Genomic DNA, 22384 nt, shown 5'->3' on the forward strand with positions numbered 1-22384 from the left:
GCAAGCAGCGTTCGCCAAACGCGAACGCCGGCTATTTCTTCTTTCGCGCGGGCTTGCTTTCTGCCCTGGCTTCGGCCGCGGCCAGGTAGTCGTACAGTGCGCGCGACACCGGGGACAAACCCTTGACGTCGCGCACCACGATCTTCAGTTCGCGGCTGGCCCAGCCGTCGCTCAGCGCAATCGCCGTCAGGCCGAGCGAGCGGCCGATCGCTTCATATACGCCGGAAGGAATCACGCCCAGTCCCATGCCGGCCTGCGCCATGCGGCATACGGCGTCGAAGCCGGGGACGTGGATGCGCATCTTGAGCGACTTGCCGCTGCTGCGCGCCGCCAGGTGGGTGCGCGCATTGATGGAGCTGTCGGCATGCAGGCCAACGTGGTCGAAGTCGAGCGTGTCGGCGAAGGCGACAACCTTGCTGCCGGCCAGCGCGTGGTTGTCGCGCATCACCAGCACCAATTGGTCGCGACGATACAGACTGGCTTGCAAATCGTGGGTTTCGGTGTCGCCGGAACAGATGCCGAGGTCGGCCCAGCCGTCCTGCACACCCTTGACGACGCTGCCGCTGGGACGTTCTTCCAGGTCGAGCCTGACCTGCTCGTGCAGCTGCGAGAACGCCATCAGGTCTTCCGGCAGGAACTCGACGATGGCCGACAGGTTGGCGACCATGCGCACATAGCCGCGCACGCCTTGCGCATGCTCGGACAATTCCAGGCCGATGGTCTCGACGCTGAGCAGCACGCGGCGCGCGTGCGTGAACAGCGTCTCGCCGGCCGGCGTCAGTTCCATGCCGCGCGCGTGGCGCACGAACAGGGCGACGCCGATGGCTTGTTCCAGTTCGACCAGGCGCTTGCTGGCGGCGGAGACGGCAATCGCTTCACGTGCGGCGGCACGCGTGAGCGTGCCTTCTTCCTGCACCGAAACGAACAGGCGAAGCGTGGTGAGGTCGAGGCGGCGTAGCAGATTGCTGGTGAGCGTCATGGCGTGTTGAAAGGTCGCGTCGGTGAATGTCGTTTACTGCGTGCAGTTTGCCACTACTCAGGCGCGTCTGCTCGCAAGACATCAGCGCCGGGTTCTTCGTCATCTTTGCGGCCGGCCGCCTTGTCCTCATACATGCCGTGGTCGGCGAGCCTGATCAGGGTCTCGGCATCCCGGGCGTCCTGCGGATAGAAGCACACGCCGACGGAGGCGCCCACGGTCATGCCTTCGGCGCCCTCGACATCCTGCAGGCACAGCAGCGGCGGCGCCAGCGCGCCTTCGATCTTTTCGCGCACCTTGTCGGCGAAGGCGGCATCGGCGATGCCCCAGAACACCAGCACGAACTCATCGCCGCCGAAGCGTGCCACCACGTCGTCGTCGCGCATGATGGTGCGCAGACGCTGGCCGACTTCGATCAGCGTGAGGTCGCCGTATTCATGGCCGAGCTTGTCGTTGATCGCCTTGAAGCGATTCAGGTCGATGAACATCACCGTGAATTTGTCGAACAGTTCGGCGGCGCGGCGGCCGCGCTGGTGGACGGCGGCATCGAGGTAGCGCAGCACCGCCGCGCGACTGGTGAGGCCGGTCAGCTTGTCGGTGCTGAGCTCATTCTGCATTTCCATGAAATTCTGCGCCAGCTGGCCGATCTCGTCACGCCGCTCGATTTTTAGCGCGACGTTCATCTGGCCCTTGCCGATGCGCGCCGCCGCGCGCGACAGACGGCGCACGTCGCGCACTACCCACTGCACTATGCTCAGGCCGAGCGCCAGCGCGATCAGCACCGCCAGCACCGCGATCACCACGGTCCAGCGCGCGTTCTGGTCGAGCGTGTCGAGGAAGTCGCTGCGCGGCACGGCAACCACGGTGACCCAGGACAGGCCGGCGCCGTCGCGCACCCAGGAATAGGTGGCGTAAGTCAGTTCGCCATCCGCGCCGTTGAAGGTAAAGGTCGTATCGGCGCCACCGACGTTCTCGACCTCGGCGAGGTGCTCCCGTTGTTGCTTATCGGCTGCCGGGAGCCAAAAATGAACGGCATGGCGGGCTTTTTTTGCACGCGGCTGGAGAAGCGAGAAGGTGGGAAGCGCTACAGATTGCGCGAGGGCGGTTCAGATTCGGCGTGGTCGCGATTGCACTGTCCGCCGGACGCCAAAGGAAACCATCAGGAGAATCGCCGCCACTGTCAGGAACATGGCATCGAAGGTGACGAACAGCCAGTCGCTGCTCTGCAGGCTTTGCAACAGATCGCGCCCGCTATTCCATCCGCTCGCCAACGGCACCGTCGCCCACAGCAGTGCCGCCGCCAGCAACTGTTCGCGCCATGCCTGCGCGCTCCGGCGCCAGCAGGCATGCAGCAACGCCGCGCCCCAGCAAAGGAAGAAACAATGGATTTCCCATTCGCTGCGTTGCGCCATGTCCAGCGGCAACAGGCGATTGGCGAGAAAGAAGGCCGGCAGCGCCGCCAGGAGGCCGGCAATGCAGGCCGTGTTGCCGCGTTCGACCAGGCGGAGGCCGAAGCCGGTCTGGCCCGCCGGCAATTTGTTGCGCCGCTTTACGGTCCATAAAATCATGCCTGTCGCCACCATTGCCGCGCCCGTCAGGCTGGACAAGAAATACAGCCAGCGCAGCGCGTGATCGGCGAAGCGTCCCAGATGCAGAGCATAGAGAGCACCCCAGGTCTTCAACACGGGACCGGGACTATCGCGAGTCTCCAGCAAGCTTCCGCTGACGCCATGGAAGAGAAGTGAGGCAGGGGCGACCGATAGCCGGCCGCTGTCGCCGCGCACGATGGCGATGCGCGCGACGGCGTCGCCGGGATTGCCGACGATGATGCGCGTAGCGCTATCCTTACCCCAGCGGGCGGTGGCCTGTTCCATCAATGGCGGCAGGGCCGCAAGGGGCGCGGCCACGCCGGTGCGCGCGGGTACATCGACCTGCGCCTGCATGACCCGTGCCAATGCGGGCCTGGCTTGCTCCGGCCCCAAGGCGGCGAGTGCGCCCCACGGCATATAGGTGAACATGAGCGTGACCAGCCCGGTGTAGACAATCATGACGTGGAACGGCAAGCCCAGCACCGAGAAGCTGTTGTGCGCATCGAGCCAGGAACGCGCCCCCTTGCCGGGACGGAAAGTGAAGAAATCGCTGAAGATGCGCCGGTGCACGATCACACCGCTCACCAGCACGACCAGCGAAAACATCGCACACAAGCCGACCAGCCAGCGCGCCAGGATGCGCGGCAGGTAGTGCAGGGAAAAGTGGACGTAGTAAAAGAATTCGCCCGCTTCGGTCGCGCGCGCAACAACCGGTTTGCCGCTGAGCGGGTCAAGCCAGGCGCGGTGCTCCGACTCCGCTGTCTGCCACGCCACCTCGATGGCGTTGCCGCGCTTGCCGGGCAGGTTGATCTGCCACAGCGTGCTATCGGCGGCCATGATGGACAAGGCGTCCAGCGCCCGCTGCCCGACCTGAGCGGCATCGAGCGTTGCCGGGCGTGCGGGGATTTCCGGCCGCAGCCACTGAGTGAGCTCATCCCGGAAGTAGCTGACGCCTCCCGTGATGAAGATCGCATACAGCAACCAGCCGGTCAGAACGCCGGCCCACAGATGCAGGCCGGTCATGGCCTGTCGCAACCCGGCGGGGCGGCGCTGCAGGGAACGCATCTGCGTCACGAGGGCAAAGCGTGCGCGGTCAGAAGCGGTAGCTCGAACTTACATTGATCGTGCGCTCCGCGTTGCGATAGCAGAAGGTGCCGTCGCAATCGAGCAGCAGTTGCCTGTTGAGCAGGTTGTTGACGTTGAGGGAAAGCCGCCATGGTCCCTGCTCAAGGCCCAGCGCGGCGTCCAGCAATCCGAAGGCCGGATTGGTGACGTTGCGGTTGGCGCTGTCCTGATAGGAGCGCGCCTTGCCCAGATAGCGCAGGCCGAGTCCCGAGTAGGCGCGCGTTGCGTCATTCAGGTTGAAGCTGTATTTGGTCCACACCGACGCGCTGTGCCTGGCCGCTCCCGGCTGCGCCAGTCCGCGGTCGCCGTTGTTGCTTTGAGTGATCTCGGTATCGAGATAAGTGTACTGCGCAACGATGCTGAGATTACGTGCGATTTCCGCCCGCGCTTCCAGTTCCAGTCCCTGCGACTTGACCTCGCCCGTCTGCACGACACCGTCCGGATCCTGTGGTGCAGTGGTGCTCACATTGTTGCGGACCAGGTTGAATATGGACGCCGTGTAGCTGAATCTGGCATTGTCGGGTTGATAGCGCAGGCCTGCTTCCACCTGACGCCCGGTGGAAGGCTTGAGCAACTGGCCGGTGACGTCGCGACCGATTTCGGGCGTGAACGAGGTTGAAAGACTGACGTACGGCGCCCAGCCGGATTCGAACAGGTAGACAGTGCCGATGCGGCCGGTGGTCTTGCTGGCCGACTGGCTATAAGTCTCGGTGCTGGTGCCTGCGGCCGGCAGCACGCGCGTGTTCGCATTGTTGGCGCTGTCATGGCGCAGGCCGCCGGTGATCACCAGCTTGCCCCACTTCACTTGATCCTGCAGGTACAGCCCGGTCTGGCGCAACGGATACTGCTCGATGCGCGGCGTGGCCGAGCGCACGATGGTTGCATTGTTGCCGTAGACCGGGTTGTACAGGTCGAAACCGGGCATGGCCGTGATGCTGTTGGGGAAACGGTCGGTGGTGCGGCTGTCGGCATAATCCAGGCCGAGCAGCACGAGGTGACCGAGCTCGCCGGTGCGGAAGTCTGCCTGCATCCGCGTATCCACTTGCAGGCCGCGCCATGCCGAGCTGCGCGGATAGAACAGCCGCGTCACCGTGCGGCCGTCGGCCAGCAGCACACGTGGAAACACATTGGTTTCGTCGCGTTCCAGTTCGGTATAACGCAGGTTTTGCTGTAGCGTCCAGGTGTCGTTGAAACGGTGCTCGAACTCGTAGCCGAAGGTGTGATTCTCGCGCTTCCAGCGGTTGTCCTTGCCGCCCAGGTTGACGCGCGGATCGGGCTGGCCGAGCGCGCCAGGGTTCTGCAGCTGGTTGGGCCAGGCGTAGGATTGATCGTCCTTCTGATATTGCGCCAGCAGCGTCAGCCGGGTCGCGGCGTTCGGTTGCCAGGTCAACGCCGGCGCCACGTAGACGCGATCGTCGCGATCGAAGGCTAATCGTGTGCCGGATTCACGCGCCAGCATGGTGACCCGCCAGGTCCATTCGCCGCCGGTGTCCAGCGCGCCGCCGACATCGGCCTTGAGCTGCTTGCGGTCGTAAGTGCCATATTCCACGCCGATTTCACGCACTGCGGTGGCGGACGGACGTTTGGACACGGCATTGATCATGCCTCCCGGCGGCGACTGCCCGTACATGACGGATGCCGGGCCGCGCAATACTTCCAGGCGTTCCAATCCATACGGTTCGATCGGCGCGGCGTAGGAACGGCCGGACGTCAGCAGGCCATCGCGAAAGATCCCCGCTGTGCCAAGATCGAAGCCGCGCAACATCGAGAATTCGTCCACGGCCCAGGGCTTCATGTTGGGCGTCACGCCAGCGGTATAGCGCAGGGCCTCGTCCAGGGTTTCGACCTTGCGGTCCGCCAGTTCGTCGGCGGTGATGACGGACACCGATTGCGGATTCTCGATCAGCCGCGTATCGGTCTTGGTGGCGGTGGCGCTGCGTCGCGCTACGTAACCGTACACTGGTCCGAGGGCGGTTTCGCGCTCGGCCTGGACTTTCACGACAGGTAGCGTCGATGCCGCCTCGGACTGGTAGGACGTCGAAGCCGTTGCTGCACCTTCCTTCAAAATGTAGCGGCCGCTTCCTTGCGGAACGGCTTCCAGTCCGCTGCCGCCCAGCAAGCGATTCAGCGCATCCTCCGGCGCCAGCGAACCTTGCAGGCCGGCGCTGGACTTGCCGGCGGTCAGCGCACCATCGGCGGCGACGTAGACGCCGGATTCGGAAGAGAAGCGCGCGATCACGGCATTCAGCGGACCGGCCGGGATGTTGTAGCTGCGCGGCGAACGCTGCGGCGCCGGCGCTGCATCGGCTGCCAGCGCGAGGGAGGGAGCAATCGCGAAGGCGGCCAGCATGCCCGTCAGCAAGGCGCGCGCGGCGAAAGCAGCAGGAGTCAGCGTGCAGGAAGCGGTATGGAGGCGAGGCACTTGAAGTTTCATACGTACTTTCGGAAATGGGCAGAGAAAAAAGGTGTCTTCACTCTGCTTTCCGGACGACGCCTGAAAAAGGGAACCGGATTGCTGAAATAATTTGGAACCGTTTCGCAAGTCTCTTGTGAAACCGTCTCTAACTATGTTGTGGCCGCGCCTTGACCGCGACCCACCACGGCAAGATCCAGCGCACCTGGACCGGTAACGCAGCTTGCAGCATCGCCAGCGCCTGGTCGGTATCGTGCAGCGGAAAACCGCCGACCACGCGCAAACCGGCGACGTCCGGATCGCAGCCGAGATAGCCCTTGCGATAGCGCGCCAACTCGCCAAGGAATTCGCCCAGCGGCCGATCCTGGGCGATCAGCATGCCGTGAATCCAGGAGGCGCGCGAGGGCTGCAGCGCGCCGGCGGCCGTGACTTCACTGCGCGTGAACAGCGCTTCCTGGCCGGCCTCGATCACCGTCGGCGCCGCGCCCGGAGCGAGCGGCGTGATTTCTACCCGCCCCTGGCTGACGCTGAGCAGCGTCCGGCCGTCGAACTGCCGGACGCTGAAGCGGGTCCCCAGAGCGCGCATGGTGCCTTCGCGGCTACGCACCAGAAAGGGCCGGACCGGGACCTGGTTGTCCGGATGCGTGTCCACCATGATTTCGCCGCAGTACAGAGACAACAGGCGGCGGCCGGCGTCAAAACCTTCATCGAGTGCAGTGTCGGTGTTGAGCCAGACCTGGGTGCCGTCGGTGAGCACCACCTTGCGGCTCTCTCCGACGGCGGTACGGTGATCGGCGTGCAGGCCGGCAAGCACCTGCGACCACTCGTCGCGGCGCGCCAGCTGCCATCCCATGCCTGCGGTAAGCACGGTCAGCGCCAGGGTCTTGAGCATTTTCCTGCGCGAATCCAGGCGACCTGCGGCGCGCAAGGCGGAGTCGGCCGCCAGCGGCGCATGGGCGGCGATGGAGATGCCCTTGCTGATCGCCTCCACCTGGGCCCAGGCGTCGCGATGACGTGCATCGGCGGCCAGCCAGTCCTGCCAGCGCCGGCGTTCGTCTTTGCCGACGCGGCCGGATTGGAGCACGGCGAACCACTCCGCCGCCTGCTCCAGCGCGGCGAAAGGAATTTCGGGCTGGTTTTCCAGATTCGGTTTGAGGCCGGACAGATACGCGCTCATGCCACCGCCGAACGGAATGCATTGCCCGCCGTCAGGCAATGCAACATCGCCTGCGCCATGTATTTCTTGACCATGCGTTCGGACACGCCCAGTTGCGCGGCAATCTCCGCATAGGTCAGCCCGTGCAGGTGCGACAGCAGGAAGGCCTCTCTCGGCTTGCTCGGCAGGCGGGCGAGGATGCGGTCCACTTCCACCAGCGTTTCGAGGATGACGGCCTGATGTTCCGCCGAAGGGACCAGAGGTTCCGCCAGCTCCATGATGGCGTCGAGCCAGGCGCGCTCGATTTCGCGGCGGCGCCAGTGATCCACCACCAGGCCTTGCGCGATGGTCGTCAGATAAGCGCGCGGATCGCGTTTCGTATCGAGTTCACGCGGCCGCACCAGCAAGCGCAGGAAGGTATCGTGAGTGAGATCCTCTGCCGTAAAGGCGCATCCCAGTTTCCTGCGCAGCCACGTCTGCAGCCAGCCGTGATGATCGGCATAGAGCGTGTGCATGTGCGGTTGCGTGAATGGATCTGAATAGGACATGAGACTCCGCCCTCTGAGATGTTTTGAGAATAATTCTCATTATTATAAAGGGTCCTGCAGATATCTTGCACTCCGCCCGTCCGGCGGCTATATTACGCCCGTCGAAAAAGGCAGACTTGGTGTGGTCCAGCCCAAGTCCTTCCGCAAGGAAGCTCTGTCCATGCCCGTGCATGAGTCCCACGACGAACATCGGCGCCATCAGGCGTCTTTTGTTCGTCTGTGCGGTTCTCAAGACAACGAACCGCTCCGGTCGAACCATCACCAGGGAGTCATTCATGCACGCACCATCCACACCGTCCGCTTCATCAGCGCCATCCACCTACGATGCAGTCATCGCCGGCGCCGGTCCGGTCGGCTTGTTCCTGTCCTGCGAGTTGCGCCTTGCCGGTCTTTCCGTGCTGGTGCTGGAACAGGCTGCAAATCCGCACTCGCCGTTGAAGCAATTGCCCTTCGGCATACGCGGCCTGTCCATTCCGACGGTCGAGGCGTTCCATCGGCGCGGCTTGCTGGACGCCATCAAGGCGCCGCCGCTTGCGGTGAATGCTGCCGCCTCCACACCGCATTGGATGCAGCAACAAAGGCGTGCCGGCGGCCACTTCGCCGGCATGCAGTTCCATCTCGATCGGATCGACCGCACGAAGTGGCCGTACCACCTGCCCGGTCCGGCCGACGCCGGCATCGCCACCGACATGCAGCACATCGAATCGGTGCTCGCCGCACGTGCTCATGCAATGGGCGTGGAGATCATGCGCGGTCTCGGCGTGGATGGTTTCCAACAATCGGATGAGCACGTGGACATTCAGGCCGGCGGCCAAACTTACCGGGCACGCTGGCTGCTTGGATGCGACGGCGGCCGTAGCACGGTGCGCAGGATCGGCGGCTTTGCCTTCACCGGCACCGAACCGGAGTTCACCGGTTATTCCGTTGAAATCGAGATGGCTGATCCGCAGTTGCTTGCGCCGGGTCGTCACCATACTGCCGCCGGCATGTACACCTTTCAGCCGCCCGGCACCGTCGCCATGGTCGACTTCGACGGCGGCGCGTTCCATCGCACCGAGGCGGTCACGCGGGAACACGTGGAGTCGGTCTTGCGTCGCGTCTCCGGTATTGACGTCAGCGTGACCTCACTCCGGCTTGCCGCGACCTGGACCGACCGCGCGTTTCAAGCTGTCGCTTACCGTCAGGGACGCGTGCTGCTCGCCGGTGACGCGGCGCACGTCCACTCGCCGTTGGGCGGCCAGGGGCTCAATCTCGGCCTGGGTGACGCGATGAACCTTGGCTGGAAGCTCGCGGCAACGATCCGCGGCGAGGCGCCGGAGGGCCTGCTCGACAGCTACCACGCGGAACGCCATCCGGTGGGCGCGCAGATACTCGACTGGTCACGCGCTCAGGTCGGACTGATAAGACCGGAGGCCAGTTCGCGCGCGCTGGCCTCCGTCATCCGCGATCTGATCGATACGCGCGACGGCGCCACCTATTTTGCCGAGCGCGTCTGGGGTCTGTCGCTGCGTTATGAACTGGCCGACAGCCATCCCCTGGCCGGTCGCAGCGCACCGGATTTCATTCTGGACGACGGCAGCCGGCTCGGCGAGCATCTTCGCAACGGCAAGGGAAGGCAAGGGCGGTCGCCGCAAGACGCGCTAAGACCAGTGTCAGGAGGCTGGCCAAGATGCTACAGGCTGATTGCATGCTCACGCTGACGTATCGCGAGAACATGGATGATTTCGAGCGGCTACAGGCCGATTTTAAGGCGTTCAGGGCGCGTTTGCGGACCTTGGGCGAGTTCCATTACGTCGCGACCGTAGAACGGCAGGAGAGGGGCGCTTTGCACATCCATATCGCCTGCCAGCATTTCCCGGCGTGGCTCAATAACGAACATGGGACGAGGGTACGTAGCTATAACCTGATCCGCTCGATGTGGCGGCGTGTTGTGGGTCGGGATAACGGCAATGTGGATCTGACCAAGCCAAGAGGGCGCAATTGGGCGCACAAGATCGCCAGCTACATCAGCAAATACGTCTCCAAGAACATCGAAGAGGCGCGATTCAACAAGAAAAGCTATTGGTCGTCACGCGGCATTCCGAAGCCGAAGCAAACAAAACTATGGTTTCCGATGGATACGCCTATACGGGACATCATCGTTCTGGTAGCACAGGAATTTGTGATGAAGGGGTATGACGATCTGAGGCAATTTCATGATCGACTGAACGGGTTTTATTGGTTCAGCGCTTCTAAAATTTTATAGTTCGCTTGTTGAGAAATGTTGAGAATCTCGCTCATGTCGCCGCATTACAGTGACCGTAAAACAATGGGGTTACGGGGATATGATGCAGCTTGAATTATTTGAGCGCGAGACCATCGGTGCCGATGAGATGGGGAGGATTTTTCAGGAAATTAGACAGGCATATTGGTTCTTACGAAATACGCGGCCTGGGCAATATGGTGATGCTAAACGAAGGAGGCTCTATCGGAAAATAGCTTTTCATAAAAGACGATTGCTGCTGGCCGGAGCGGAGAGGGTGGAAATTCTAAACATGCTCTCATGCTATCGACTTAAGTGCCGTTGTGGCACTCCTCATTGTAAGTACTTTAGTTAGCCAGAGATAGTTAAACGGAGGTGATTCGTTTTATGGAAAAAGAGGGGCACTCAATCCTAGAATAGCAAGGTGCTTGATGTAATATGGATATCGACTGTATTAAATTACTTTAAGAACTAAGCCGATAAGCCCTTTAGCTGCGTTTCTACCAACACTTACTGCCAAGAAGAAAACATCAAGGAAGATAATGACCATTGAGAATGAGCTTGCGGAGATATTGAAAACGAGGGCGGCAGGTCCTTTTTTGTTTGTAGGCTCGGGATTCTCTCGTAGATATCTTGGTTTGGAAGATTGGAAAGGTCTTCTCTCAAGATTTTGCGTCACGGGGAAGCCGTTTGAATATTATTTAGCAGCTGGTGACGGTGACTATCCGCGTGCTGCTCGTGCGCTCTCTCAGGATTTCAACGAATATTGGTGGACAGCTCCAGAGTTTGCTGTAAGCGTTGAGCGCTATAGCGCTAAGATAAAAGATTCTACTTCTGCGTTGCGAATTGAGATTTGCAGCTATCTTAATTCCCTTATGGACGTCGAGGTGCATCGAGGCTCTCTCCAGCAAGAGATTGAGTTGCTTTCAAGTTTGAATGTGGACGGGATCATTACTACTAATTGGGATACGTTTTTGGAGAAGTTATTTCCTGATTACAAACCGTATATTGGTCAAGACGAATTGTTGTTTTCAAATCCTCAGGAAATTGGGGAAATCTACAAAATACATGGCTGCTCTACTCGGCCGGATACGTTGATTTTGACCTCTGACGACTATGCAAAATTCAATGATAAAAACCCCTATTTAGCAGCAAAGCTCATTGCCGTTTTTGTTGAACACCCGGTGGTTTTTGTAGGTTATTCGATTTCCGACAATAATGTATCTGGACTTTTGCGTTCAATCTCTTTGTGCGTCGGAAAAGAAAATCTAGAAAAACTTAGAAGAAATTTGATTTTCGTGCAGCGCCTGGAAGAGGGAGGGACTGCCGGAATTTCAGATACCTATTTGACTATTGATGGAGTTCAAATCCCGTTAGTACTAATTTCGACTAATGATTACTCTGAGGTATATAGAGCTTTAGCCTCGACGAAAAGGAAGATACCTGCGCGTGTTCTTCGTTATTGTAAGGAACAATTGTATGAATTAGTCCGATCTCTTGAGCCGGAAAAGAAATTAGCAGTTGTAAATCTTGACGAGATGGACAACAAGGAGGACGTTGAGTTTTTAGTGGGTGTTGGCGTTACTCAACTTACTGGAGCCAATAACATCGCACAGGTCGGCTACGATGCATTGGAAGTCTCGGATCTAATTGAAGACCTTTTGCACGACAATCGCGACTTCGATCCGGCATTAGTTTTGGGTAGTATTATTAAGCAGACGGGGCGAAACACCCAGTATGTACCCGTATTTAAATATCTTCACCAAATTGGTGTCACAACGCAGGCGTTGTATGAGCAAAAAGGTCTGGAGCTAGATAAATGGGTTGGCACTGATCTTAAAAATTTCCGCCTGAAGCAATATGCGACAACGTTTTATAAAATTAGGCATCAATCGATGGTGGAGATTATAGATTCATCGACTGCGGAGCAAGCGGCACTGCTGATACCGTTCTTATCTCCAGATAAAATTGATCTCGACAATCTACGAGATTTTCTCATCCAGAATGAGGCAAAGTTTGACTACAACGTTTCAAACTACGCCAGCTATTTCCGAAAGCTAGCTGCGTTATACGACCGTTTAAAATGGGGATGGAGTTAGTATTCCATCGGATCGATACAAAAAAAGCCCCGACATGCGGGGCTTTTCTTTGGCGTTTGGTGATTAATGAAAAATTTTAAACAGGATGGCGACGGTTCCGGCCAGCATAAAGCCGAGCATCCATTTAAGTAGCTCGAATTGTCCTTTGACCTCGGTGAACTTGGTTCCGACTTCCGCGCGGAATTCGTTCAGGTCAGCTTTTTTCACTAGTTCGTTGTTCATGGCTTCTGCAAGTGCTTTGGCGTGGGCTTCGGCTTGAGCGGTGGGAATTCCAGATTCCTCCAGGCGCTTCACGTAATCGTGAGTGTCAAAAAAGGTAGTGGCCACGGATTCTCCTTGGTGAAAGTATAGCATCTTGGATGAGGGGGATTAAACGGCGTGATTGCTGGGGAGATTCATGCCAAATGCAAGCCGGATAAGGCTCCGTAACTTGCGACGCAATTTGACATAATGTAAATTATGCGAATCTTATCATCCCCGTAAATACTCAACAATGTTCAATTCGGCAACATTTCTAGCAATCCTCGCCGATACGCCAAGCGCCTGCGTCGCTCCGAACACTCCGTGAACCTCTGGCTTGCCGGAAAGCGACGCATGCCGTGGTTGATGGCCTAGATGCCTTAGCACTACCCGCTCTACGGCGACCGTCGTAATAGATATTGCTCTCGCGCCAAGCAAGCTTGCAACTCCGGACGGTTGCGGATATCTGAAAGAGTCATTTCCAAAACAACCATTTCGATTTTTTCTGAGGTGGCAACGAGCTCTGGGACGAAGAAATGCTTGGCTTCGTAGTCAGCGATGGAGGCCAACGCTGGGGGCCGTTGGCAGATCCAACCAGAGCAAAACCTTCGCATCTTGCCAGGTTCATGTCTTCCTGGAGTCCGGCGATATTGCTGATCGCGCCGATCATGCGGAAACCTTCTTGTTCGTGGGAGCTTTCAAGATACTCCAGAGCCTCGCGCAGCTGGCCCTCAAGTTCACCTTCCGCTCCCATTACATCAAGTTCTTCCGTTCTGACGAGAATATTATGAAACGTCTCGGTCTCCATGCGGGCTGTCCATTCGCAATACAAGGCGTAACGTTCGTCACCCAATGTTTTCTTCAGCATTCCGGCCCGGCGCTTCAAGCGTTCAATACCGTCCGATCGCGAGCAAAAGAGATAAGCATAGGCACGCGACTCATCATCGAATTCGTCGTCATCGAGTTCATCTTCCTCGTGCCCACTATCAACATCGGAGCGATTGTGATTGGCGGGAAGAATCCGAATATCGGCGCTGGAAAAAAGGCATAACCAGAATAACGGAATGGCCCAATTTGCTTCGTACTCCGTTCCCGAGACCTTGAAAAAATCATCGAACTGAGATTCTGTGGGGAAATCCTGAAAGTCCGTACAGCAAAGGTAGACGCGATTCGCCATTTGTTACCTTTATGTAGAAGTTGTTAGTCAGAGAAAAAATCTTACGGTCGATAAGACTGTAATTTAGGGTTCTCGGCGCTGGATACAGATACAGATACACATTCATTAATTCCAGCGATCAAGTACTCTTTTACATCCGAACATATCTGGCATGCAGCTGCCGGGTCTCATTGAGGTGCGCGAATGTGCCGGAAAGATTCAGCCTGCACGGTGCTTAAATATCATTTTCCGACAAAGTATCTGAGGATTTTTCATCCATTAATCTATCGTAAGCGGGTTCCAGTTTGTCAGCGATTTTCTTTTCAGCACGCCCAATCCAATAGATTGTGGCCCCGAAAGTCAGGCTTACTCAACCCAACATCCCCGAAAACCGCAACGTAAAGCGCGTCTTCCCTCGCCCGGACTGCACGGCGACCTCCCCTTGGTGCGCACGCATGATGGCTTTCGTGATGGACAACCCCAGGCCGGCCGAATCAGTGTCCAGCTTGGTTCGCGACTTGTCGGCACGGTAGAACCGGTCGAACAGGTGCGGCAGATATTCCGCCGGGATCTCAGGACCGTCGTTCTCGACGTGCACCAGAATGTCGGACTCTGATTTCTCGATCGACACCAAGATGGCGCACGCTGCCGGCGTATAACGCATGGCGTTGGAGATCAGGTTGCTCAGCGCCCGGCGCACCATGAGGCGATCTCCCTTGATCGATGCCTCTCCGGTGAGCAGCAGGCGAACGCCCTTTTCTTCCGCCAGCGCATCGTAGAAGTCGAAAAGCGCCGCAACTTCATCCTGCAGGCTTAGCGGCTCATGGCTTGGCAAGCTGATGCCGTTCTCCGTCTGGGCCAGGAACAGCATGTCGGAAATGGTCCGGGCCAGCCGCTGCAACTCCTCTGCATTTGACGACAGCGTGTCCCGATAGGCCTCATTGGTGCGTTGCTGTGTCAGCACGACATCCGTTTGTGTCAGCAAGTTGGTGATGGGCGTGCGCAGTTCGTGGGCGATATCGCTCGAGAAATTCGTGATGCGATTGAAATCGCGCTGGAGGCGTTCCAGCATGGCGTTCAGCTTGGCCGCGAGGTCGGCGATTTCAATCGGCAAGGTTTCGACCGGCATGCGTTCGCCAAAGTTATGCGCGGAGACCACTTGCACTTTGTCGGACATGGCCCGCAACGGCGCCAGGCCGCGCCGTGCCGCCCACCAGCTCAGCAAAACGACGATCAGCGCGGATCCGGCCACGTAGAGAATCAGCGTGGTCTGGAAATTGCGCATGAAATGGTCATGGATGTCCGTGTCGACCGCCACGATGACGTCCAGATTGTCGCCGCTTGCCTCGTCCTTCAAGCGTGCCTTGATGGCCTGAAATTTCTGATGACCGCCTGTGGCAACGGTGAATGAACGGCTACTGGCGGCAGCCGCTAGAATTGGTTCCGTCGCACCGGCCAGCGTCGAATACAGCGGCTGCCCGTTCGACGAACTGATGTGAACGAAGAAGCCGGGATGATTGTGCAGCGCCTCGCCGAACGTGCCGGTGATCGCCGCGGCGCCACGTTCGTTGACGACCATGCGGATGAGCTCGAGCTCCTTCTCCAGCAGTTGCTCATCCTGGTCGGTGAAGTGCTTGGCCACCGTGGAGATGATAAGCAGGCCGAGCCCTACCAGCACGGCCGTGGACGCCAGGGCAAACAAGGCGGTGAGACGAACCGTCAGAGAACGCTGGCGGATCACGCGGCACCCTCCTCTGGCCCGGCGTCATCCAGGACGTAACCAACGCCGCGCACGGTCAGGATCAGCTTGTGATCGAAGCCGTCATCGACCTTGGCGCGCAAGCGCCGGATGGCGACATCAATGACGTTTGAATCGCTGTTGAAGTTGATGTCCCAGATCTGGGAGGCGATCAGGGAGCGCGGCAGCACTTCTCCGCGGCGCCGCGCCAGGAATTCCAGCAAGGCAAATTCCTTGCTCGTGAGCACCAGTTTGCGCCCGCCTCTGCTGGCGGTGCGCCGGGGCAGATCCAGCACCAGGTCGGCAACCGTCAGGCGGTCTTGCAATACCACGCCGCTGCCCCTGCGCAGCAAGGTGCGTACCCTTGCCAGCAGTTCGGAAAATGCGAACGGCTTGACGAGGTAGTCGTCTGCGCCCATCTCCAGCCCCTTGACCCTGTCGGCGACACTGTCCCGGGCCGTCAGGAAGAGCACCGGCACGGCCTTTTGGGCCTCGCGCAGCGACTGGACGATCCGCCAGCCGTCCACATCGGGAAGCATCACGTCCAGAATGACAAGGTCGTACGGCTCGGTCATGGCCAGGTGGTAGCCGTCCAGCCCGTTTTTTGCCAAATCGACGATGAATCCTGCTTCGGTGAGCCCCCGCTGGAGGTACTCGCCTGTTTTCGGCTCATCTTCAACCACAAGAAGTTTCATATTAATCGCGCTTAAGAAGTTGGAGACATGGTACGTGCAGTTCGCCACGATGACGAGATCATTACAGGAATGTAATGCGCGGGTAATCCAACTGATCGCCGGTAATCCTTATCATCAGCGCCATATTCTTACTTCGCCTCACTTCGCCCCATTTCGGAGAGATTTACTCTATGTCGAACTCATCATCCCTTCTGAACTCCCGCCGCCGCTTTGTAAAGGGCCTGGCCGCCGGAGGCGTGCTTTTGGGATTGTCGTCGCAGGCCCTGCAGGCGGTCGCCCAGGCCGCAGAAACGCCGGCCAGTCCCTCGGCGGCGCCGGTCCTGACGGGAAACGTGTTTGACCTGGTGATTGCGGAATCGCCGGTCAATTTCACCGGCCGGCAGAGCGTGGCCACGACGATCAACGGCTCGCTGCCGGGGCCGACGTTGCGCTGGAAAGAAGGCGACATGGTCACCATCAACGTCACAAACAAGCTTCGGGAACATACCTCCATCCACTGGCACGGCATCATCTTGCCGTTCCAGATGGATGGCGTGCCGGGCATCAGCTTTGCCGGCATTGCGCCGGGAGAGACCTTCACCTACAAATTCAAGGTGCAGCAAAGTGGGACCTATTGGTACCACTCCCATTCGGGCATGCAAGAGCAGACCGGGATGTACGGCGCCATCATCATCGATCCCAACGGCGCCGGAAGAAGCCGGGGTCAGGGCAAGAATCAAGCCGATCGGGAGCACGTGCTTCTGTTGTCGGACTGGATGGACGAGGACCCGATGTCGGTGCTCGCCAAACTCAAGAAGCAAGGAGATTTCTACAACCTGAACCGGCTGACGGCCGGCGATTTTGTCCGCGACGCGCGCAAGGACGGCATCAAGGCGGCCATGGACAAGCGTTCGATGTGGAACGAAATGCGCATGAATCCCACGGACCTGGGAGATCTGTCGGCGGCCGCCCTGACCTATCTCGCCAACGGCGTGACCCCGGCAGGCAACTGGACCGCACTGTTCAAGCCCGGCGAAAAAGTCCGCCTGCGCTGTATCAACGGATCCGGCAACACCTTCTATGACGTCCGGATTCCAGGACTGAAACTGAAGGTCATCCAGGTCGACGGCGTGGATATCGAGCCGGTCAGCGTGGATGAGTTCCGCTTTGGCCCGGGTGAAACCTGTGACGTGATCGTCGAGCCCAAGGACGACGCCTATACCGTGTTTGCCCAAACCATGGAGCGCACCGGCTACGCCCGGGGGACGCTGGCGACGCGCGCCGGCCTGGCAGCCGCGGTACCGGCAGTGGACAAGCCGGAATGGCTCGGCATGGGCGACATGATGGGTGACATGTCCTCAATGGGTGGCATGGATCACGGCGCCATGGGCCACATGGGCCACATGAACCACGGGGCGATGGGCAATATGTCGTCGATGTCCGGCATGGAGACCATGGACAGCATGGATTCCATGGACGGCAAGGCCGCCATGCAACCGATGCAGCAGATGCAATCGACACCGAAGATGGACCACAGCGGGCATCAGCCGGTGCCGCCCAATCCCTTGAAAGTCCCCAGCAAGAAGGCTCGCCACGCAAGCACTGAATACGGCCCCGGCACCGATGCCCGGGTCGACAGCGCCCGTACCAATCTGGATGATCCCGGCGTCGGATTGCGCAACAACGGCCGCCGGGTCCTTACCCTGGCGGACATGCACACCATTGGCGGTCCGCTCGACGAGCGCGGCCCCGAACGAGAAGTCGAGCTTCACCTGACCGGCAATATGGAGCGCTATGCCTGGTCGCTCGATGGCCTTGAGTTCGGCAAGTCGACTCCGGTCCATTTCCGCTACGGCGAACGCCTGCGCGTCATCTTGCACAACGACACGATGATGACCCACCCCATGCACCTGCACGGGCTTTGGAGCGAACTGGAGACGCCCGACGGGGATTTCCTCGCACGGCGCCACACGATTCCGGTGCAGCCGGCGCAGCGCATCAGCTTCCTTGTGACGGCGGACGCTTTGGGACGCTGGGCCTGGCACTGCCACTTCGCGTATCACATGGACATGGGCATGTTCCGCGAAGTCGTCGTCAGCTAACCGAGATCTGAACTGAAAGGCATATCGAGAATGATTTTTACCCGTCACCCAAGCCGGATTCTATTGCTGGCGCTTGCCTCAGTGGGCATGAATGCGGCGTTGGCCCAATCGCACACCAGCCATGACAGCCACGATGGCCATGGCGCATCGGCAAGTCCGGCCGCGATCACGGCAATGGACGCCGTGGACGCCATGGACGACCATGCCTCCGGCTCGCCGGCGCCCATGAACCACGGCGCGATGGACCACGGCAGCATGAAGATGGATTCCGGTTCCGCAGCACCGGCAGACGCGCGCGATCCGCATGGCTACTCCAATGGCTACACCCTCGATACGGGGCCTTATGCGCGGAAAGACATCAGCGCCTTGATGATGTCCGACATGCATTCCTTCGGGTCCTTCCTGGTCGATCGCCTGGAACGCGTCCATACCCGCGACGGCAATTCCATCGCGTACGACACCCAAGGCTGGATAGGCGACGCCTACGACAAGTTCTACCTCAAGGCCGAAGGCGATATCGAGCGGGGCCGCGTGGGCGATTCGCGTACCGAATTGCTCTGGAGTCACGCGATCACGCCGTACTGGGACAGCCAGCTGGGTCTGCGTGTGGACGTCGGCAGCAACCGGCCTGGCCGCAACTGGCTCGCTTTCGGCGTCCAGGGTCTGGCGCCTTACTGGTTTGAAGTCGAGGCAACGGGTTACGTCGGCGAGCAAGGCCGTACCGCATTGCGGCTGGCGGCCGAGTATGAGGTGCTGCTGACCCAGCGCTGGGTGCTGCAGCCCCGCGTCGAGGCCAACCTGTACGGAAAGGAAGATCCCGATCTGGGCATCGGACGCGGCTTGTCCAGCGCCGCCTACGGCATGCGCCTGCGTTACGAATTCTCTCGCCAGCTCGCCCCCTACGTCGGGATCGAGCGCAACCAGCGCTTCGGCCGCACCGCCAGCTACGTGCGCGGCGCCGTCGGCAATGCGGGCGAAACCCGGCTCGTGGCCGGCTTGCGCATTCTGTTCTAACCCACCATTACTCTGATCATCCACAGGAGCTTTGCCATGTCTTACCCGTCCTTCATCGCCAAAACAGCAGCCACCGTTGCCGCCATGGCCTTCGCCACAGCAGCCTTTGCCCATCCGAAGCTCCTCGGTTCCACGCCCGAGGACAATGCGACGGTGAGCGCCCCGGAAAAGATCGAACTTCATTTCTCGGAAAATCTTTCGAAGCAGTTTTCCGGCGCGAGCCTGATGATGACCAGCATGCCCGGGATGAACCACGCTTCGCCCATGAAAATGGCCGCCAAGGTGTCGGGCTCGGATGATCCGAAGACCATGGTCATCACTCCCGGACAGCCGTTGATGCCCGGCGTGTACAGCATCGAATGGCGTGCGGTGTCTTCGGATACCCACCCGATTACCGGCAAGATCTCTTTCACGGTGAAATGAGCGGGTAATGGACTGGATGACCGTGCTGGTGCGCTTTGCGCTGTATCTGGACCTGATGCTTGTCTTCGGCCTGCCGCTGTTTCAGCTGCATGCGTTGCGCCGGCCTGAACGTTCATCCGCCTTGGGCAAGAGGTTCTCTGCGTTGACCGCAGGTGCAGCCGTTATCGGCATGGCGCTGTCGGTCGCCAGCATGTTCCTGATGGCCAAGGCGATGACCGGCGCCGCCGATGTCAGCGCGATTGAACGCCACGTGTTCGGGATGATGCTGACGGACACGTCCTTCGGCATGGCGTGGTGCTTGCGCATGGCCATGCTGCTGATTTGCGTATCGGCAGCGTTGCTGTCGAACCGGTGGCCGAGCGCCGGCGCAGGCCTGATGAGCGCTGCCGGCGGAGCAGCCTTGGCGACGCTTTCCTGGGCCGGCCACGGCGCGATGGACGAAGGCGCCCGGGGACAAGTCCACTTGATGGCGGACATCATCCACCTGCTGGCAGCCGGCGGCTGGGTAGGTGCACTGGCCGCATTCATCCTGATGCTGGCGCGGCCTTCCGGCGACGACCCCGCCCGCCTGTCGCTGCTGAGCCGCACGCTCAATGGCTTCGCCCTGACGGGCACCGTCATCGTCGGATCGCTGGTGATCACTGGTGTCCTGAACTACTGGCTGATCGTCGGTCCCACCGTCACCGGCTTATTGTCCTCAGCCTATGGGCAACTGCTGATCGCCAAGCTGGGCCTGTTCACCCTGATGCTGGCCCTGGCTGCAGCGAACCGCTACCGGCTGGCGCCTTTGCTCGAACGGGCGCATGTCTCCGGAGAGCACGGCGAAGCGATCGCGGCATTGCGAAGAAGCCTGTTCCTCGAGACCGGCTGCGCTTTCCTGATACTTGCACTCGTTGCCTGGCTCGGAACCCTGGGACCGATGACAGAATGACGCAATGCCGGCATGAGCCTGAACTCCTGAAAGGAAGCTGATGAAAAAGTTCTTCGTCGCGAATCTTCTCGCGCTGACCGCCCTTGCGGCACATGCCGCCGGCGAGACCATCACCGTCTACAAAGACCCGGATTGCGGCTGCTGCACTGCCTGGGCCGCGCATATGACCCAGGCGGGCTACAAGCTGAAGCAGATTGACCGCAAAGACATGCAGGCGGTCAAACAGCGATTCGGCGTGCCTGAGTCGCTCCAGTCCTGTCATACCGCCGTGATCGACGCTACCGGGCAAGTGCTGGAAGGCCATGTTCCGGCGCCGGTCGTTTCAAGGCTCATTGCGGACAAATCCCGGTCAGTCAAAGGACTGGCGGTCCCGGGCATGTCCGCCAACTCCCCCGGGATGGGAAAGATGGATGGAAAGCTGGTGACCGTCGATTTTGCCGGCAAGGAATATTCCCGCAACTGATCCGTCGGGGCAGCACTGCCAGGTGCAGTCATCCCGGTCTTTCGGCGTCCCCTTAGAACGTGTTTACGATCTGTAGCGAGCGGCCCTCAGTTGTCGCTAAACGGCACGGAAACACCGGAATGTACATAAGTACATGAGGATGTTGAGTACCGTTTAGCGGCAAATCAGGGTCGCGCAGTAAGATCGCAAACACGTTCTAAGGTTGAATCGGGTTACTGCGGCTGCGCCAGCAGGTTCTTGATGGCGGCTTCGGTCTGCGCGTACTGGCCTTCACCGAAGTGCGTGTAGACCACTTGCCCCTTCTTGTCGATCAGGTAGAAGGCGGGCCAGTACTGATTGTTGTAGGCGCTCCAGGTGGCGTAGCGGTTGTCCTGAGCGACCGGGTAGGTGATGCCGAAACGCTTGATGGCGGTCTTGACGTTGTCGGTGCTGCGCTCGAATGGATATTCCGGCGTGTGCACGCCGACCACCACCAGGCCCTGGTCCTTGTATTTCTGATACCAGGATTTGACGTAGGGCAGGGTGTTGATGCAGTTGATGCAGGTGTAGGTCCAGAAGTCGACCAGCACGACCTTGCCGCGCAGTTGCTGCATGGTCAGCGGTTCGCTGTTGAGCCATTTGTCGACGCCGGTGAATTCCGGCGCGGCGACGCTCTTGCTGAGTGCGCCGGCCGATGCGGCAGTGGAGGTTGCGGTGGCGAGCACGGTCAGTGCGGCGATGGTCTTGAGTCGGGAGAGCATGATGGAATCCTTTCAATTGGACGAAGAGAACAGGGAAGACAGGGTGGCGGTGATGAGCACGTCGTATTGCAGGTAGATCGCCAGCGCGGTCAGCATCACCAGCACGCCGAACAGCTGTTGCAGGCGTTGGGTGTGGCGCGACACGGCACGAACGTGGCGGGTGATGTACTGTCCGCCATAGAGAATCGCCAGCATGGGAATGGCGGCGCCGATGGCATACATCAGCAAGAGCAGCGCCGACCAGCCAAGGTCTTGCGCCTTGACCACCAGCACCAGGATCGAGGCCAGCACCGGACCGGCGCAGGGCGTCCAGACTGCGCCCAGCGACATGCCGAGGACGAAGCCGCCGGTGTTGCCGGCATGTTCTTTCGGCGGTTTCGGGGCAGTGCCGTGCATGCGTTGCAGCGGCGCCTGCAAATGCGCCACCAGCCATTCGTAAGGACGCGGCCACAGGCGCAGCAGACCCGACAGCGCCAGCAGCGCGATGGCGGTATTGCGCAAGGCTTCCTGCGCCACGTGAACGGTGCTGGACACCGCGCCGAGCAACATGGCGAAGGCCGAGAAACTCAGAATGAAGCCGGCGATAATGAACAGCGGCCGGGTGCGGTTGGGCGTCTTGCCCGGTTCCGTGACCGAACTGCCCAGCAAGATGGGCAGCACCGGCAGTACGCACGGCGAGGCGATGGTCAGCAGACCGGCCAGCAGGGCAAAGGGCGTTTCGATGAAGTTGTGCATGGTGGCATTCCAATGTTGGT

General features: G+C 59.8%; 20 protein-coding genes. 8 read left to right on the forward strand and 12 right to left on the reverse strand.

Annotated features, from left to right (window positions below):
* Positions 1–31: 31 nt before the first annotated feature.
* The 6 genes from F506_RS04925 to F506_RS04950 all read right to left on the reverse strand — a co-directional run bounded on the left by F506_RS04925 (position 32) and on the right by F506_RS04950 (position 7807).
* On the reverse strand, positions 32–979 hold the full coding sequence (locus tag F506_RS04925; RefSeq protein WP_053195597.1) for a LysR family transcriptional regulator: 948 nt from the start codon (positions 977–979) through the stop codon (positions 32–34).
* A gap of 53 nt (positions 980–1032) precedes the next feature.
* Positions 1033–1872 carry a GGDEF domain-containing protein gene (locus F506_RS04930; protein ID WP_053195598.1) on the reverse strand — a complete coding sequence of 280 codons (840 nt, stop codon included), beginning with the start codon at positions 1870–1872 and terminating at the stop codon, positions 1033–1035.
* Between the two features lie 210 nt (positions 1873–2082).
* A complete protein-coding gene (locus F506_RS04935; RefSeq protein ID WP_158443115.1) occupies positions 2083–3588 on the reverse strand; it encodes a PepSY-associated TM helix domain-containing protein in 1506 nt (501 codons plus the stop codon).
* A gap of 70 nt (positions 3589–3658) precedes the next feature.
* Positions 3659–6124 carry a TonB-dependent siderophore receptor gene (locus F506_RS04940; protein ID WP_053195600.1) on the reverse strand — a complete coding sequence of 822 codons (2466 nt, stop codon included), beginning with the start codon at positions 6122–6124 and terminating at the stop codon, positions 3659–3661.
* A gap of 127 nt (positions 6125–6251) precedes the next feature.
* A complete protein-coding gene (locus tag F506_RS04945) occupies positions 6252–7280 on the reverse strand; it encodes a FecR domain-containing protein (RefSeq protein WP_053195601.1) in 1029 nt (342 codons plus the stop codon).
* The gene (locus F506_RS04950) at positions 7277–7807 is read right to left on the reverse strand and encodes a sigma-70 family RNA polymerase sigma factor (RefSeq protein WP_053195602.1); all 531 of its coding nucleotides are present in this window, start codon (positions 7805–7807) and stop codon (positions 7277–7279) included. Before F506_RS04950 ends, F506_RS04945 begins: the two co-directional genes overlap by 4 nt.
* 275 nt (positions 7808–8082) lie before the next feature.
* Between F506_RS04950 and F506_RS04955 the strand changes: the two genes are divergently transcribed.
* From F506_RS04955 to F506_RS04965, 3 genes are all read left to right on the forward strand, one after another.
* Positions 8083–9507: an FAD-dependent monooxygenase gene (locus F506_RS04955; protein ID WP_083457602.1), complete on the forward strand. Its 1425-nt coding sequence runs from the start codon at positions 8083–8085 to the stop codon at positions 9505–9507.
* Positions 9495–10052 carry a rolling circle replication-associated protein gene (locus F506_RS04960; RefSeq protein WP_053195603.1) on the forward strand — a complete coding sequence of 186 codons (558 nt, stop codon included), beginning with the start codon at positions 9495–9497 and terminating at the stop codon, positions 10050–10052. Before F506_RS04955 ends, F506_RS04960 begins: the two co-directional genes overlap by 13 nt.
* 539 nt (positions 10053–10591) lie before the next feature.
* Positions 10592–12148: an SIR2 family protein gene (locus F506_RS04965; RefSeq protein WP_053195604.1), complete on the forward strand. Its 1557-nt coding sequence runs from the start codon at positions 10592–10594 to the stop codon at positions 12146–12148.
* Between the two features lie 63 nt (positions 12149–12211).
* Here F506_RS04965 and F506_RS04970 read toward each other — a convergent pair whose 3' ends face one another.
* The 4 genes from F506_RS04970 to F506_RS04985 form a co-directional block, all read right to left on the reverse strand.
* Positions 12212–12475 carry a CCDC90 family protein gene (locus tag F506_RS04970; RefSeq protein WP_034301937.1) on the reverse strand — a complete coding sequence of 88 codons (264 nt, stop codon included), beginning with the start codon at positions 12473–12475 and terminating at the stop codon, positions 12212–12214.
* Between the two features lie 388 nt (positions 12476–12863).
* Entirely contained in the window at positions 12864–13565 is a 702-nt protein-coding gene (locus tag F506_RS23015; protein WP_144424000.1) for a hypothetical protein, read from the reverse strand.
* A gap of 349 nt (positions 13566–13914) precedes the next feature.
* On the reverse strand, positions 13915–15285 hold the full coding sequence (locus F506_RS04980) for a heavy metal sensor histidine kinase (RefSeq protein WP_083457605.1): 1371 nt from the start codon (positions 15283–15285) through the stop codon (positions 13915–13917).
* Positions 15282–15977, reverse strand: a complete 696-nt coding sequence (locus tag F506_RS04985) for a heavy metal response regulator transcription factor (protein WP_053195606.1) — start codon at positions 15975–15977, stop codon at positions 15282–15284. The genes F506_RS04980 and F506_RS04985 overlap by 4 nt, the downstream gene beginning before the upstream one ends.
* A gap of 170 nt (positions 15978–16147) precedes the next feature.
* Here F506_RS04985 and F506_RS04990 point away from each other — a divergent pair, with 170 nt between their 5' ends.
* The 5 genes from F506_RS04990 (at position 16148) to F506_RS05010 (ending at position 20889) form a co-directional block, all read left to right on the forward strand.
* On the forward strand, positions 16148–18058 hold the full coding sequence (locus tag F506_RS04990) for a copper resistance system multicopper oxidase (RefSeq protein WP_053195607.1): 1911 nt from the start codon (positions 16148–16150) through the stop codon (positions 18056–18058).
* An 87-nt stretch (positions 18059–18145) separates the two neighbouring features.
* Positions 18146–19072 carry a copper resistance protein B gene (locus tag F506_RS04995; protein WP_235471382.1) on the forward strand — a complete coding sequence of 309 codons (927 nt, stop codon included), beginning with the start codon at positions 18146–18148 and terminating at the stop codon, positions 19070–19072.
* Between the two features lie 36 nt (positions 19073–19108).
* Positions 19109–19495, forward strand: a complete 387-nt coding sequence (copC, locus tag F506_RS05000; protein WP_053195609.1) for a copper homeostasis periplasmic binding protein CopC — start codon at positions 19109–19111, stop codon at positions 19493–19495.
* Positions 19496–19502: 7 nt separating this feature from the next.
* Positions 19503–20426, forward strand: coding sequence for a copper homeostasis membrane protein CopD (gene copD, locus F506_RS05005; RefSeq protein WP_053195610.1), 924 nt, complete (start codon positions 19503–19505; stop codon positions 20424–20426).
* Positions 20427–20466: 40 nt separating this feature from the next.
* Entirely contained in the window at positions 20467–20889 is a 423-nt protein-coding gene (locus tag F506_RS05010) for a DUF411 domain-containing protein (protein WP_053195611.1), read from the forward strand.
* A 212-nt stretch (positions 20890–21101) separates the two neighbouring features.
* On the opposite strand, the gene F506_RS05015 is transcribed toward F506_RS05010, so the two are convergent.
* Positions 21102–21629 carry a thioredoxin family protein gene (locus tag F506_RS05015; protein WP_053195612.1) on the reverse strand — a complete coding sequence of 176 codons (528 nt, stop codon included), beginning with the start codon at positions 21627–21629 and terminating at the stop codon, positions 21102–21104.
* A 12-nt stretch (positions 21630–21641) separates the two neighbouring features.
* A complete protein-coding gene (locus F506_RS05020; RefSeq protein WP_053201273.1) occupies positions 21642–22364 on the reverse strand; it encodes a cytochrome c biogenesis CcdA family protein in 723 nt (240 codons plus the stop codon).
* Positions 22365–22384 lie beyond the last annotated feature (20 nt).

Origin of the sequence: Herbaspirillum hiltneri N3, from assembly GCF_001267925.1 — a bacterium.
Lineage (GTDB): Bacteria > Pseudomonadota > Gammaproteobacteria > Burkholderiales > Burkholderiaceae_D > Herbaspirillum > Herbaspirillum hiltneri.

Excerpts from the sequence above, each read along its gene's own strand:
- F506_RS04925 (WP_053195597.1), bottom strand. The coding sequence starts at position 979 with ATGACGCTCACCAGCAATCTGCTACGCCGCCTCGACCTCACCACGCTT.
- F506_RS04935 (WP_158443115.1), bottom strand. The coding sequence starts at position 3,588 with ATGACCGGCCTGCATCTGTGGGCCGGCGTTCTGACCGGCTGGTTGCTG.
- F506_RS04940 (WP_053195600.1), bottom strand. The coding sequence starts at position 6,124 with ATGAAACTTCAAGTGCCTCGCCTCCATACCGCTTCCTGCACGCTGACT.
- F506_RS04945 (WP_053195601.1), bottom strand. The coding sequence starts at position 7,280 with ATGAGCGCGTATCTGTCCGGCCTCAAACCGAATCTGGAAAACCAGCCC.
- F506_RS04950 (WP_053195602.1), bottom strand. The coding sequence starts at position 7,807 with ATGTCCTATTCAGATCCATTCACGCAACCGCACATGCACACGCTCTAT.
- F506_RS04955 (WP_083457602.1), top strand. The coding sequence starts at position 8,083 with ATGCACGCACCATCCACACCGTCCGCTTCATCAGCGCCATCCACCTAC.
- F506_RS04960 (WP_053195603.1), top strand. The coding sequence starts at position 9,495 with ATGCTCACGCTGACGTATCGCGAGAACATGGATGATTTCGAGCGGCTA.
- F506_RS04965 (WP_053195604.1), top strand. The coding sequence starts at position 10,592 with ATGACCATTGAGAATGAGCTTGCGGAGATATTGAAAACGAGGGCGGCA.
- F506_RS23015 (WP_144424000.1), bottom strand. The coding sequence starts at position 13,565 with ATGGCGAATCGCGTCTACCTTTGCTGTACGGACTTTCAGGATTTCCCC.
- F506_RS04985 (WP_053195606.1), bottom strand. The coding sequence starts at position 15,977 with ATGAAACTTCTTGTGGTTGAAGATGAGCCGAAAACAGGCGAGTACCTC.
- F506_RS04990 (WP_053195607.1), top strand. The coding sequence starts at position 16,148 with ATGTCGAACTCATCATCCCTTCTGAACTCCCGCCGCCGCTTTGTAAAG.
- F506_RS04995 (WP_235471382.1), top strand. The coding sequence starts at position 18,146 with ATGAATGCGGCGTTGGCCCAATCGCACACCAGCCATGACAGCCACGAT.
- copC (WP_053195609.1), top strand. The coding sequence starts at position 19,109 with ATGTCTTACCCGTCCTTCATCGCCAAAACAGCAGCCACCGTTGCCGCC.
- copD (WP_053195610.1), top strand. The coding sequence starts at position 19,503 with ATGGACTGGATGACCGTGCTGGTGCGCTTTGCGCTGTATCTGGACCTG.
- F506_RS05010 (WP_053195611.1), top strand. The coding sequence starts at position 20,467 with ATGAAAAAGTTCTTCGTCGCGAATCTTCTCGCGCTGACCGCCCTTGCG.
- F506_RS05015 (WP_053195612.1), bottom strand. The coding sequence starts at position 21,629 with ATGCTCTCCCGACTCAAGACCATCGCCGCACTGACCGTGCTCGCCACC.
- F506_RS05020 (WP_053201273.1), bottom strand. The coding sequence starts at position 22,364 with ATGCACAACTTCATCGAAACGCCCTTTGCCCTGCTGGCCGGTCTGCTG.